General features: G+C 48.5%; 13 protein-coding genes. 8 read left to right on the top strand and 5 right to left on the bottom strand.

What is annotated here, in order from left to right; translation table 11 throughout:
• Positions 1-53: 53 nt before the first annotated feature.
• The 3 genes from E4V70_RS07505 to E4V70_RS07495 all read left to right on the top strand — a co-directional run bounded on the left by E4V70_RS07505 (position 54) and on the right by E4V70_RS07495 (position 3359).
• Positions 54-1358: an MFS transporter gene (locus E4V70_RS07505; protein ID WP_172603267.1), complete on the top strand. Its 1305-nt coding sequence runs from the start codon at positions 54-56 to the stop codon at positions 1356-1358.
• A gap of 166 nt (positions 1359-1524) precedes the next feature.
• Complete coding sequence (gene hutX / locus E4V70_RS07500) at positions 1525-2019, top strand: heme utilization cystosolic carrier protein HutX (protein ID WP_122862506.1); 495 nt, start codon at positions 1525-1527, stop codon at positions 2017-2019.
• Between the two features lie 41 nt (positions 2020-2060).
• Positions 2061-3359 (top strand): BaiN/RdsA family NAD(P)/FAD-dependent oxidoreductase, encoded by a 1299-nt coding sequence (locus tag E4V70_RS07495; protein WP_122862505.1) that lies wholly within the window; start codon positions 2061-2063, stop codon positions 3357-3359.
• 60 nt (positions 3360-3419) lie between these two features.
• Here E4V70_RS07495 and E4V70_RS07490 read toward each other — a convergent pair whose 3' ends face one another.
• Entirely contained in the window at positions 3420-4160 is a 741-nt protein-coding gene (locus E4V70_RS07490; protein WP_232037841.1) for a tetratricopeptide repeat protein, read from the bottom strand.
• Positions 4161-4252: 92 nt separating this feature from the next.
• Here E4V70_RS07490 and E4V70_RS07485 point away from each other — a divergent pair, with 92 nt between their 5' ends.
• Together E4V70_RS07485 and E4V70_RS07480 are read left to right on the top strand one after the other, a co-directional pair.
• Positions 4253-5464 carry a saccharopine dehydrogenase family protein gene (locus E4V70_RS07485; RefSeq protein WP_122862504.1) on the top strand — a complete coding sequence of 404 codons (1212 nt, stop codon included), beginning with the start codon at positions 4253-4255 and terminating at the stop codon, positions 5462-5464.
• Positions 5465-5833: 369 nt separating this feature from the next.
• Complete coding sequence (locus E4V70_RS07480) at positions 5834-6982, top strand: multidrug effflux MFS transporter (protein WP_269472424.1); 1149 nt, start codon at positions 5834-5836, stop codon at positions 6980-6982.
• A 99-nt stretch (positions 6983-7081) separates the two neighbouring features.
• Here E4V70_RS07480 and E4V70_RS07475 read toward each other — a convergent pair whose 3' ends face one another.
• Positions 7082-7567, bottom strand: coding sequence for a molybdate transport repressor (locus E4V70_RS07475; protein ID WP_122862502.1), 486 nt, complete (start codon positions 7565-7567; stop codon positions 7082-7084).
• A gap of 130 nt (positions 7568-7697) precedes the next feature.
• Positions 7698-8243 carry a YceI family protein gene (locus E4V70_RS07470; protein WP_122862501.1) on the bottom strand — a complete coding sequence of 182 codons (546 nt, stop codon included), beginning with the start codon at positions 8241-8243 and terminating at the stop codon, positions 7698-7700.
• A 371-nt stretch (positions 8244-8614) separates the two neighbouring features.
• Between E4V70_RS07470 and E4V70_RS07465 the strand changes: the two genes are divergently transcribed.
• Genes E4V70_RS07465 through E4V70_RS07455 form a run of 3 tightly spaced genes read left to right on the top strand, consistent with a single transcriptional unit; the run spans position 8615 to position 11867 of the window.
• A complete protein-coding gene (locus tag E4V70_RS07465; RefSeq protein WP_122862500.1) occupies positions 8615-9577 on the top strand; it encodes an HlyD family secretion protein in 963 nt (320 codons plus the stop codon).
• Complete coding sequence (locus E4V70_RS07460) at positions 9574-10734, top strand: ABC transporter ATP-binding protein (RefSeq protein WP_197730464.1); 1161 nt, start codon at positions 9574-9576, stop codon at positions 10732-10734. Before E4V70_RS07465 ends, E4V70_RS07460 begins: the two co-directional genes overlap by 4 nt.
• A gap of 8 nt (positions 10735-10742) precedes the next feature.
• On the top strand, positions 10743-11867 hold the full coding sequence (locus E4V70_RS07455; RefSeq protein WP_122862499.1) for an ABC transporter permease: 1125 nt from the start codon (positions 10743-10745) through the stop codon (positions 11865-11867).
• 4 nt (positions 11868-11871) lie between these two features.
• Here E4V70_RS07455 and E4V70_RS07450 read toward each other — a convergent pair whose 3' ends face one another.
• Together E4V70_RS07450 and E4V70_RS07445 are read right to left on the bottom strand one after the other, a co-directional pair.
• On the bottom strand, positions 11872-12978 hold the full coding sequence (locus tag E4V70_RS07450; protein WP_122862498.1) for an NnrS family protein: 1107 nt from the start codon (positions 12976-12978) through the stop codon (positions 11872-11874).
• Positions 12971-13660 (bottom strand): ABC transporter ATP-binding protein, encoded by a 690-nt coding sequence (locus E4V70_RS07445; protein WP_122862497.1) that lies wholly within the window; start codon positions 13658-13660, stop codon positions 12971-12973. Before E4V70_RS07445 ends, E4V70_RS07450 begins: the two co-directional genes overlap by 8 nt.
• Between the last annotated feature and the right edge of the window lie 3 nt (positions 13661-13663).

The raw sequence follows: 13663 nt of genomic DNA, 5'->3' as shown, positions 1-13663 counted from the left end.
TTACGTATTATCAAAATTCGGGTAAAATCACTCCTTTAAAAGGAAAATTTATGATAGTAAAAAGCGCATTACCCTTATCTTTTATCATCGGCAGCAGGTTTTTCGGACTCTTTATCATTTTGCCCGTTATCAGCGTCTACGCGCTTGAGCTTGAGGGGGCGACCGAGTTTCTAGTCGGCGTTCTTATCGGCGTTTACGCGATGTCGCAGATCACGTTTCAGGTGGTTTTCGGCTACGTCTCGGACCGATTCGGGCGCAAAAACTCTATGCTGATCGGACTGCTGGTTTTCATCGTGGGAGCCGCGATCTGCGCCGTGGCGACTGATATCTATACGATGATTTTTGGTAGATTTATCCAGGGCTCGGGCGCGATAGGAGCCGTAGCGATCGCGCTTATGAGCGACATGACCAAAGAAGAAGTGCGCGGACACGCGATGGCGATGATGGGCGCGTTTATCGGCATTAGCTTTACGCTTTCTATGATACTTTCGCCGATACTTAGCGCCAAATACGGCCTTTCAAGCCTCTTTTACCTCTCGATCGCGGTTACGGTCGTTTGTATCGTGCTTTTATACACGGCTGTGGGCGAGGAGCCTAAATTTACGCACTCGCAGGCCAAAATGCCGGCCGTAAAGCTACTCTCAAACAAAAATTTACTACTCATGAACATCAGCAACTTCATGCAAAAAATGCTGATGTCTGCGGCCTTTATCGTGATTCCGATCGCTATCGTGAAGTATTTTGGCATGGATAAAAAAGACCTCAGCGGCATCTACTCGGTCGCGACGGTGTTTGGCTTTATCGCGATGGGTATCGGCGGCGCGATCGGCGAAACAAAGCGCATCACAAAGCAAATTTTAGTCATCGGCGTCTCGCTTTTCGTCGTTTGCTACGGACTTTTCGCGCTCTCGCTCGGACACAAGCCGCTGTTTTACGCGGGCGTGATTATATTTTTCATCGGTTTTAACCTGCACGAACCGATCCTGCAATCCATGGCGTCCAAATTTAGCAAAGTAAGCCAAAAAGGCGCGGTTTTAGGCATCTTTAACGCCTTTGGCTACATGGGAAGCTTTATCGGCGGCATAGGCGGCGGTACTTTGCTTAAATTTTACGGCCTTAGCGCGCTTTCCGCCGTCGTGACGGTGCTTTGCGTCATGTGGCTGATCGCGCTAAAATGGCTAGATAACCCCAATATCTTTAAAAATATCTATCTGCCGTCTGACACGGACGCCGATCTAGCCGAGATCGAGAAGCAAAAAGGCGTCGTGGAGTGCTATAAAAACGCACAAAATCTCGTCGTAAAATACAACTCCAAGCTCACTAACGAGGCGGAAATAAAGCGAATTTTAGGCGTGTAGCGAGCTTTGCGGACGGCGAAAATTTGCTAGATCCGTCCGCTCCGAGCGCTAAAACTAAGGCAATTGCGCAAGTTTGATAACGCAGTGCCGCCAGCACTCAAATTTAGCCGATTTTTAGCTATTTTTAAATACTATTATCAAAATCTAATTTCAAAAAAGGACAAAAATGAGCGATCTAAAAAAACAAATCGACGAGCTTTTCGAGGACAAAAAGATGTCCGTTTACGATGCGGCCAAACAGCTGAACGTACGCGAATACGATATCTTGCAGTACCGCGGCGATGACGAATTTAAGGAAGTCGGCGCAGAAAATTTGATGAAAATTTTCGAAGAAGTCAGCACTTGGGGCGAGATGCTTTTTATCAAAAATACGCCCGAGTTTATCATCGAGATCAAGGTTAGCGTGCCTATGCCTAAAAAAGCGAAAGGGTTTTTAAATTTCACCGATAAAACAGGCTTTTTGGGCGGTCACCTCAAAGAAGAATCTATCGCGAGCATCGGCTTTGTGAGTACTAAATTTATGGGATTTCTCGGACACAGCCTGCACTTTTACGACGCGAATCACAACGTGATCTTTAAGCTTTTCGTAAATCGCAACGAAAAAATGAAACTAGACGAAGTGCAAGAGCAAAAATTCCTAGCGCTAAAAAACAGCTTTTGATTTTAGCTAGCTTTGCCGCGCGTAAATTTTAAGGTTTTATGATGGCTAAAATTTGCAAAATTTACGACGTTTTGATAATCGGAGCGGGCGCGGCGGGGCTATTTTTGGCGGCGAATTTACGCGGTAAAAGCGTCGCCATACTCGAAAAAAACGCAACTCCCGGCAAGAAAATCCTAGCTAGCGGCGGAGGCAGGTGTAACGTCACAAACCGCCGCATAGACGCGTCAAACTACCTCGGCGACGCAAATTTCGTCAAAAATATCATAAAAAATCTAGACTTCAAAGACGTTTTAAATTTTTTCGGCGAGCTAAAATTTAACGAGCAGAAACAAAGCCAATTTTTCTGCGAAAGCGGCGCAAAAGACGTTTTGGGCGTGCTTTTAAAACGCGCTAGACAAAACGGCGTGCAAATATTTTGCGGCGTTTGCGTAAAAGGCGCGAGGAAAATTTTGACCGATGAAAACGGCGAAATTTTGGACGCCTCTTTTGCCGAAGAGGCAAAATTTGATAGCAAAAATTTGCAGAATTTTACATCCAAGCAGACTGAAATTTTTGAAGTACTCGCCGAAAACGAAGATAAATTTTACGCCAAAAACCTCGTCGTAGCTAGCGGCGGACTAAGCTACAAAAGCCTAGGCGCTAGCGATATCGGCTACGAAATAGCGCAAAGCTTCGGCATCAAAGTCATCCCGCCCGCGCCCGCGCTCGTGGGATTTACCGTGCAAAAAGAGGAGTTTTGGTTCAAAAATCTAAGCGGAGTTTGCTTCCCCGCCCGCATCCGCGTAGGCTGCGCGGGTAAAGACGCCGTCAAAAACGCCGCAAACCGCGAGTCAAAAATGCCGCGAGAATTCGCGGGCGACATACTTTTCACGCACAAAGGCATAAGCGGCCCGGCCGTGCTAAACGCTTCGCTTTTTTGGCAAAAAGGTTTAATCGCCATAAATTTTTGCCCGAATTTTAGCATCGAAACCGCGCAAAAAAGCAAAAAACAGCTCAGCACTATCCTGCCGCTACCTAGGCGATTTACGCTTGAGTTTTTACGCGCAGCGGGGCTTAGCGACAAGCCTTACGGCGAGTACAAGGCGGACGAGGCGGCGAAAATCTCGCGGCTCTTTGCTTACGAATTTGCGCCTGCGGGGACGTTTGGCTTCGAGCGAGCCGAAGTCACAAAAGGCGGCGTAGACACGGACGCGCTAGACGCAAACTGCGGCCGTGGCGGCACTAGCGGGCTTTACTTTATCGGTGAAGTCTTAAACGTAACGGGGATGCTTGGCGGGTACAACCTGCATTTTGCTTTCGCTTGCGCGGCAAATTTAGCAAGGCGATTAAACGCCGAGTAGTGCAGCGGCTTAGTCAAATTTGAGGCGCAAATTTAGCCCGTCAAGATCCAATCGCTAAATTTACAACTCTTTTATCTTCGCTTCCACCTCTGCTTTTAGGCTTTTTGCGTGTTTATCGCTGCTTTTTTCTAAAATTTTATTCGCGACTTTAAGGGCTTTTTCGTAGTTTTGCAGCGCCTCCGTTTTATTGCCGAGTCCCGCTAGATCGCCAGCCATCAGCGCATAGTACTTGGCTCGCAGTAAATTTACGCTATCTGCGCCGAAAACCTCTTCGTAAATTCTAAACGCAACGGCATGTTTTACGTATGCGCCATTAAAATCGCCCATTTTATAGAGCGTATCGCCGAGCCCCGCGTAGCAGCTCATCAGATCTTTTTGCATCTTCTCGCCGCCTAGCTCGTAGCATCTGATGGCTGCGCCGAAATTCGCTATCGCCTCATCGTATCTCCCCAATGCCGACTGTGCGATAGCTACGCCGTGATAGGGCTTTGCTAGCGCTTTGTGCTCTTTGCCGAGCCCTTTTTGTAAAATTTTTAGCGAGCGCTCATAGGCTGCGAGCGCCTTTTGCGGCTCGCCCGCAAACATAAAAAAGCTACCCGAGTTATTTAATGCTATGATCGTGCTCTCATGCTCTTCGCCGTACTCAGCCAGGCAAATTTGCACCGCCCTTTCACTCGCTAGCGCAGTAGCCGTGGCGTTGCGGTCGGGCTTAATAAACTCTTCGGCGCTAAGCTCTATCGCCTCCTCGCAGCTCGTCCCAAATAGCCAAATCGGTAGCAGAAAAATTAAAATTTTACGCATAAAATTCCTTTAAAATTTCGCGCTATTGTAACTACTAAAAGCAAATTTTATATAAGCTTTGGATAAAATCACTAAAATTTAAAGGAGCCAAAATGTCAAATATCTTAATCATAGGCGCGGGCGGCGTGAGCCAAGTCGCGACCGTAAAATGCGCGATGAACGCGGACGTTTTTACAAAAATCACATTAGCAAGCCGCACCAAAAGCAAGTGCGACGCGATCGCTAAATTTATCAAAGACCGCCTAGGCGTGCAAATTGGCACCGCCCAGATCGACGCGGACGACACCGATGCGGTCGTAAATTTAATCAAAAAAACGGGCGCCGAGCTACTGCTAAACGTCGCGCTGCCGTACCAAGACCTAACGCTCATGGACGCGTGCTCTCGCGCCGGCATCCCATACATCGACACCGCAAACTACGAGCACCCCGATACCGCCAAATTTGAATACAAGCTGCAGTGGGCGAAGGACGGCGAGTTTAAAGCCGCAAACACGATGGCGCTGCTGGGAAGCGGCTTTGATCCAGGCGTGACAAACGTATTTTGCACCTACGCACAGCAAAATTTATTTGACGAGATCCACGAGATCGACATCCTAGACTGCAACGCGGGCGATCACGGCTATCCGTTTGCGACGAATTTCAACCCAGAAATCAACCTGCGCGAAGTAAGCGCAAAAGGCCGCTACTGGGAGCGCGGCGAGTGGAAAGAGACCGAGCCGATGGAAATAATGTTCAAATGGGACTATCCGAAAGTGGGCGTCAAAGACAGCTACCTGCTCTACCACGAGGAGCTAGAAAGCCTTGTAAAAAACATCAAGGGGCTAAAGCGAATCCGCTTTTTTATGACCTTCGGACAAAGCTACCTCACGCATATGAAATGCCTAGAAAACGTCGGCATGCTGCGTATCGACGAGGTCGAGCATAACGGCGTAAAAATCGTGCCGATACAGTTTCTAAAGACCTTGCTGCCTGATCCTGCAAGCCTCGGCCCTCGCACGAAGGGTAAAACCAACATCGGCTGCGTAATACGCGGCTTAAAAGACGGTAAAGAGCGTCAAGTCTATATCTATAACGTCTGCGACCACGAGGCTTGCTACGCCGAGACGGGTGCGCAGGCCGTGAGCTACACGACGGGCGTGCCTGCGATGATCGGCTCGATGATGGTTGCAAAGGGTATTTGGGGCGGAAAAGGCGTCTTTAATATGGAAAATTTCGACGCCAAACCTTTCATGGACGAGCTAAATAAGCAGGGCTTGCCGTGGGAGATGATAGAGATGAAACCCGGAGAAAGATACGAAGTCTAAATTTAGGCTTGTCTTTTTCCGCTATACTTTGTTAAATTTTACCTTGCTTCACTGCGACGGGACATACAGCCCACCTCATTCGCAAGGTAAAATTTGCCGCGTCTAGCGAAAAAATACTGCGCCTTGATCTACCGTGTTTAAATTTCTAGCTTAAATTTTCCCACCTGCATTCAAATTTTACATCAAATTTAATTTAAGCTTCCGCGCCGAAAAGCGTTTAAATTTAGCTATAATCGCGCCAATTTTATCAAAACAAATTTGAGCAAATTTAAAGCTGTCAATCTCCAGTCGCGCAAACCCTGCGCCCACTCAAATAACAACAAAAGGAAAAATTTGAACTCTTCAAAAACTTAACTATCTTTTTTAGTCGTGCTAAGCGCGCTCATGGCTTGTACATCGCTATCTACGGACGTATATCTACCTGCTATGCCTACGATGGAGCGGCAGCTGCACGGCGATGCGGAGCTCACGATAACGGGCTTTTTGATCGGCTTTGCTATAGCGCAGCTCGTATGGGGGCCTATCAGCGATAGGATCGGGCGTAAAATCCCGCTTTTTATCGGTATGGCGCTCTTTGCGATCGGATCAGTAGGATGCGCGATGTCGGACAATATGGCTAGCGTAGTGTTCTGGCGCGTGTTTCAGGCCGTGGGCGCGTGCGTAGGACCGATGTTAAGCCGGGCCAAAATCGTAAAATGCAGCGATCTTTTCGGTAGCTCGCAGGCCGCACAGATGCTCTCTACGCTGGTTATCATCATGGCGATAGCGCCGATAGTGGGTACGTTACCGGGCGGCGCGATACTGGAGTTTGGCTCTTGGCACGGGATATTTTGGCTGATGGCGCTAGCTAGCGCGATTATGTTTGCGATGATTTTTTCTCTGCCGGAGACCTTGCCGTCGCAAAAGCGCTCCACAAAGCCCATCGTATCGTCTTTTAGGAACTATCTAAGATTATTACAAGATGCCAAATTTATGCGCTACACTCTTAGCGTGACGTTTTTCTACGTAGCCGTCTATGCCTTTATCACGGGCTTTGTCTATATCGATTATTTCGGCATTCCTAGCAAATACTACGGATTTTTATTCGGCATAAACATCGTGGGCGTCATGGCGCTAAGTTTCGTAAATAAAAAGCTGGTAAAGCGCTATGCGCTAAACCGCCTGCTCATAGTCTCCACGCTCGTTGCCGCGCTTGCTACCGGCGTGCTATTTGCGTTTGCGTTTTTCAAAACGGGCGGAGTTCTTGGCGTGATAATCCCGATGTTTTTCGTTTTTAGCATGAACGGCATCATCGCTTCTTGCTCCAATGCCGCCGCTCTTGATAGCGTGCCGCAGGAGATGAAAGGCTCGGCCGCTGCGCTCATAGGCTCGTTGCAATACGGCAGCGGCATCCTTTTACTTTTTACCGTTTTTTGTGCGATGCTTGCGGCGTTTTCCGCGGGTACGCCGTGGACGATGTCTTGGATAATAGCTCTGTTTGTTTGGCTAAGCGCGCTCGCGGCGTATTTTAATAAATAAATTTAGCCTTGCGGGTTTGACTCAAATTTCGGTCAAATTCGCAAATTTGGGTCACTAAAGCTAAAAATCAAATTTGACTCCAGCGGGCCTAGCCAAATTTTACTTTTTCTTATTTTCGCTTTTTTGCGCGTTTAACGCCTCAAATTTCTGCTTTAAAATTTTAAAAACCTCGTGCTTGGATAGCTCGTATTTGTCGTATATCACGGCGTCATCGTCGCCGATAGGCTGCATGAGGCCATCAGCCGCGTCGCGGTCTAGTTTGCCTCTTTTAAACCTCACGTTTAAAACGTCGATTTTGCGCTTGGCGTCGACCATACGAACGCCGATCTCTTCGATATCTTTAAAGTAAAATTTGGCGTTCTTGCCGCCTTTTTGCACCAAAAACCCGTCGTCATCGATGCTTAGAAAGCTAACCTGAAATATCTTTTTCACGCAAAAAACGGCGCAGATCACGGCAACGACCATCGTAAAAACGCCCGTCCCGCCTATGCCGTAATAAAAATATCCCGCACACCCCGCCGCAAACAGCGCAACCGCCAAAAATAGCGCGCTTACCGCCCCTTTTTTATTTTCTTTCGTCGTCATTTTTTCGCCTTAATTAAATTTTACGGCTCATTATATCTTAAGTTATCGATTTTTCGGCATTACGGAATAAAAAATAATAATAAAGTAGAAAATTCGGCGCAAGCAGATCTTTAAGCGCCGAATTTAAGGATTATTTTATTTTAGCTTCGAGTGAGATTTCTACATCCGGATAGCTTTTGCCACCATGAAAAGGCTTGGCTGAAGCCGCGTATTTTTCAAATGTCTCATTGAGTTTCAAATCAGCCAACAAGTCAATGCCGATTTTAGCCTTTAGTTTACCATCTTCCACCGTATACTGCGTTTTGTAAGACTTTGAGTTTCCTTTTACGCTAACTTCGACTTCAGCTTCGCCCGCTTTTTCGTCGCCGCTTACGGATACGATTTTAGCTGTTATTGCGTTGCCGTCAAAGATCATACCGACACGTTTGTCGCGATCGGGCAACTTTGTATCGATATTTTTAGGATCGATGTTAAACTCAAAGGTTTTTAGAAAATCGGCAAAATTTGCGTTTTCCGCGCTTTTAAAGCCAAGATCTTTAAACGTACCCTCGACGGCTGTTTTGTTAGCTAACTTATAACCAACGAATTTGACGCTAGGGTTGCCATCTACACTAAAAGCAAATGCCGAAGCAGCCAGCAATGACGTGGCTAGCGCACCTGAAATGATTTTTTTCATTTCTTCTCCTCAATATTTAATATTAATAACTACTATCGTTAAAATGAGAATTATATAATCTTGCTCTTCAAAGAAAGCTTAAAGCGGATATTTTTTATCCTCTTTTTTTGAGTTGCCGTTTTTATGGTGCTTATAAAGCGCATCTGGAAAATTTCAAACTCGAAAAATACTAAATCGCCGTATAGATTTGCTCCAAATTTAAATTACTCTTTCCTAAAAAGAGATAAAAAACCACCACTTCTGCTGCACTATCCGAAGCCTGCGCTCCGATAGTATTTCCCTCCCGAGTACCGCGCGGCATCCTAAAATGTAGCCAAATTTAACCAAAGCGGAGTATAATGCTAATGAGACAGCGGCTTTAAGGAGGCGAAATGAGTTTAAATTTGAGCAAATTTTACGCGTTTTTTGCCTTTTTTATCCTGATTTTTGCGGGCTGCGCGGACGAAAGCCGGAGCGCGTTTTTTAACGGCTACGTCGAAGGAGATTATCTTTACGTGGCGCCTGGCGTTAGCGGGCAGATCGTAAATTTAAGCGTCAAAGAGGGCGTCGTCGTCCAAAAAGGCGAGCCGCTTTTTGAGATTGAGAGCGCCGAAGCGCTGGCAAATTTAGACGCCGCAAAGGCTAACATAGAAGCTCTAGAGGCCGAGCTAGCCGACCTTAGCACGGGCAAGCGCCCGGAGGAGATCGAGCGGATAAATGCCGAGCTAAAACAAGCTAAGACCGCGCTTTGGATAGCGGAGGCCAACTACGATCGCGCAAAGTCGCTGCTAGCTAAAAACGCCGTTTCGCAAAAAGAATTTGACGCCGCAAAGGCGGAATTTGACCGCGCAAACGCCCTGGTTAGCGAGCTAAACGCCGCGCTAAAGATCGCAAATTTGCCCGCTAGAATCGAACAAATAACAAGCCTAAAAGCAAAAATAAAAGCGGCCGAAGCGCAGGAGCGAGCCGCGCGGTGGAGGCTGGAGCAAACCGCCGTCCTAGCGCCGAAATCCGGATTCGTCGAAGATATATTTTATAAAACGGGCGAGTTCGTCCAAAGCTCGCAGCCCGTGCTATCTCTACTGCCGCCGGGCGAGGTCAAGATCAGATTTTTCGTGCCCGCAGGCGCGCTGCCTGGCCTGCGCGAGGGGCAAAAAGCGCGCGTGAGCTGCGAGGGATGCGCGGACTTTAGCGCTCGCATCGTCAAAATCGCGTCCGCTCCCGAGTACGCCCCGCCCGTCATCTACAACCAAACCTCGCAAAGCACGCTAGTGTATCTAGTCGAAGCCGTACCCGAAAACAACGCAACCGCCTTGCACCCGTCGCTACCGATAAAAGCGAGGCTAGAGCCGTGAACGCGCAAAATATCTCCGCTCAAATTCGGCGCTTAAATTTAGACGAAATTTCGCTCGGGCAAAATTTAAACGCACGCGGCGATAAAATTTACGGCATAGACAAAGCTCCGTCGCCGACCGAAAGAAAATCAAATTTGAGCGGGTCAAATTTAGCGTCAAATTTGACAAACGCAGCAAATTTAACCGCAAGCCATAGCTCAAATTTGACTCCAAATTTAAGTCCCAAGCCGCAGGGCGGCGACTACGCCATCGACGTTAGAGGCCTCACCAAAAAATTTGGCAAAAAGATCATCACGGACGATATCGACATCAGGGTCAAAAAGGGTAGCGTGTGCGGATTTTTAGGACCTAACGGTAGCGGCAAGACGACCACTATACGCATGCTTTGCGGCCTTTTAAAAGCAGACGGCGGTAGCGGCAGCTGTCTAGGGTATGATTTCCGCAACCAAAGCGAAGCCATACGCCTAAAAACGGGCTATATGACGCAAAAATTCGGCTGGTACGACGATCTTAGCGTGAGAGAAAATTTGGAATTTATCGCTAGGCTCTTTGCGGTCAAAAACCAAAAAGCTGCCGTAAATCAAATCCTAGATCGCCTAGATCTCGCCCCGCGTCAAAACCACCTAGCAGGCAGATTATCGGGCGGCTGGAAGCAGCGGCTGGCGCTTGCGATGTGCCTCGTGCACGCCCCGGAGCTGCTTTTGCTCGACGAGCCCACGGCGGGCGTAGATCCAAAGGCTAGGCGCGAATTTTGGGATATCATCCACGAGTTAGCCCAGGATGGCATCACGGTGCTAGTCTCCACGCACTACATGGACGAGGCCGAGCGCTGCCGCGAGCTCATCTACATCGCCTACGGCAAGATCCTAGCACGCGGCACGCAGTCAGACATCATCGCTAGCTACGATCTAAACGTCTGGGAGCTCAGCGGAGACGCGGCCGGCTGGGCGGCCGGGCGACTAGCATCAAACTCCGCGCTTAGCGTTTCGGCTTTTGGTAACGGCTATCACGTAACCGCAAAGGACGCGGGCGCGCTACAAGAGGCGGTTAAAAGCCTAGAAATACCGCGAAACGAGCTAAGCCTAAGACCGATAAAAGCGAGCCTAGAGGATGTTTTCATCCACCTGCTAGAGCTTCATAAAGACGAGCGATTTTAGGAGCGGCGATGAAATTTATCTCGTTTTCACGTACCGCAGCGATGGTAGTAAAGGAATTTCGTCAAATTTTAAGAGACCGCGCGACGCTAGCTATGATCATCGCGATGCCGCTGATGCTGATGCTGCTTTTTGGTTACGCGATAAACAACAACCCGCGCCACCTGCCAGCAGCCGTAGTGATAGCCGAGGGCGGCGGCAAGCTCACTCGCTCGCTAGTTAGCGCGATGAAAAATACGGAGTTTTTCGACGTCAAACACGTCGGCGCGGACGCGGACGGGGCCGAAGCCATGATGCAAAGCGGCGAGGCGCAGTTTATTATATATTTTCCGCCGAATTTAGAACGCGACCTCATACGAGGCCAAACGCCTAAAATTTTAATCGCTACCGACGCCACCGACCCCTCGGCAAACTCGGGCGCCGCGACCGCGCTGCAAATGGCATTTGAGCAAGCTATAGCTAGAGATAAGCCCGGCTACGCGCAGCCTAGGGCGGAATTTGAACTACGCGCACACTCCCGCTACAACCCCGAGCTACTCACGCGCTATCAGATCATCCCGGGACTCATGGGTATCTTGCTCACGCTAACGACGATCCTGCTAACGAGCATCTCGGTGACGAGGGAGTTTGAGCGCGGCACGATGGAAAATCTCCTCGCCGCTCCTCTGCGCCCGGCCGAAGTGATGATAGGCAAAATTTTACCCTACCTGCTCATAGCCTACCTGCAAGTAGGCGCTCTTTTGTTGATAGCGAGGCTGCTTTTTGGGTTGCCTCCTATCGGCGACTGGGTAGCGCTTTTTACGGCTTGCACCTTGCTAATGCTTGCAAATTTGGGCGTCGGTTTTACCTTTAGCACGCTAGCTCGCAGCCAGCTGCAGGCGATGCAGATGACTTATTTTTTCTTTTTGCCTTCGATGCTGCTGTCGGGGTTTATGTTTCCTTTTTACGGGATGCCCGCGTGGGCGCGATTTATCGGCGAGTGCTTTCCGCTGACGCATTTTTTGCGTATCATTAGAGGCGTCTGGCTAAAAAGCGCCGAGCTTAGCGATTTTTACTACGATCTAGCCGCGATTTTGGCGTTTTTATGCGTTAGCACGGCCATATCGCTCGCTAGGTATAAAAGAACGCTAGATTAGCCGCCTACTCCGGATCGTCGCTAAACTCGTTATCTCTAAAAATTTTATAAAAATCGGTAAACCAAAGCGCGAAAGCTACGGCGATAAAGGTCGCCGGCAGATGGATGTAAAATCCGCTCCAAACGTAAGCTAAAAAGCCCCTGCAAACGCCCGCGACAATAACAAGCGCAAAGGCGATCTTGCTAAGGCGTAAAAACTCAAGCTCCTGCCCGCTGTGGCGCAAACCCGCGATGTTAAAGATAAGCATAATGCTAAAAATAATGCCGTTTAGCGCGATGACGTGCAGCATGTTTGTCTCTAGCCCCAGCCCCAAAATCCCGCTTACGCCGTAAAGGATATAACCGGCAGCCAGCAAAAGCTGCATCAAGTAGTAATAAACCACGAAGCTATGGCGCAAAAGCTCTTTGTAGTGCCACTCTTTTAGCTTGGCTAAAATCGCGCTACCGCAGGCTATCGCGGCAAAATTTACCGCCTTGCTGTCCTCAAAAAACAAGCTAACTAACAAAAACGCGCAAACGCTAACGATCGCGATGTTTTTATAGACGAAATTTGGCACAAAGGCCGCGTCTTGCATACCGGGCTCGCGGTTTAGCGCCTCTTTGCCGAGCACCACGCTAACGCGAAAAGATATAAGCAAAATCGCAATCACGTGCAGGTGAATTTGTAAATTTAAAAATCTCTCCTCGCCGCTAAGCAGATAGTAAATCTCAAATCCCAAAATGCCTAGTAAAAATGCCAAAACGCCCAGCTGATCGTCGTTCCTATCAAGCCAGATCATATAAACGCAAAGCCCGGCCAGATACGCCCAAAAAAGCGCCATAAAAAAATGAGCCGCAAATAGGCTAAAAAACGCGCTAACAAAACTCGCCGCAAAAAACGAAAACATAGCATAGGCGTGCTTTTTTAACCCTCCGCCAAAATTCGTCCAATCAGTTAGCCCCGTTAGCAAAAATCCCGCGTACGCAAGGGCGGCGACAAGGTGCAAAAAGATAAATTTGTGCCAGCTAACAAAATCCACGGGCGTAAAAAACACTGCACCGCCTAGCACCGCGCAAACCGCGCTCGTAAGGAAAAAAATTCTCATCGGATGGGTAAAAAAGTCGTTAATCATAATAAATTTTTCCTTTAAAATTTTCGTCTATCACGCCGCTAGCGTAGGCAAAATCCCGCTGCGAAAAGGCGCGCTCAAGCTCTAGCTCGCGCTCGATCACCGCGCCCTTGCTCGCTAAAAAGCAAATTTTACTCGACATCCTAGCCGCCTCCATCCTATCGTGAGTCACTAGCACCACGCTCATACCCTCCTCGACGCGGCGCGTGACGATGTCTATCAGGATTTCTTTCATATCATAATCAAGACCCGAAAACGGCTCATCCATCAGCAACAAATCAGGCTTTGTCACGATCGCCCGCACGAAAGCAACCCTTTGGCGCATACCGCCGCTTAGTTCATCTGGGTACTTTAGCGCGTCTTTTTCTGTTAGTCCTAGTCTAGCAAAGAGCTCTAGCACGGCCTTTTCGTCAGGCTCATCCATCACGAGTAGCACGTTATCGAGCGCGTTTTTCCACTCCAGCAGGCGATTTTCCTGAAAGAGATAGGTCGTTTTGTTAAATTTATTGATTATTTTGCCTTTGCGCGGATCGATGAGACCCGAGATTAGGCGCAGGATCGTGGTTTTACCGCAGCCGCTCGCGCCAAATAGCGTCACTACTTCGCCCGCGCCGACCTTTAAACTAAAATCGCGCACGACCTTGTCGCGTAAAATTTCGTATTCTAAATTTTGAAGTTCCAGCATCGC

The organism is Campylobacter showae, assembly GCF_900699785.1.
Classification (GTDB): Bacteria; Campylobacterota; Campylobacteria; order Campylobacterales; family Campylobacteraceae; genus Campylobacter_A; species Campylobacter_A showae_D.
The sequence above is the reverse complement of the archived record's forward strand: the minus strand, read 5'-3'. Positions and strand labels throughout refer to the sequence as shown.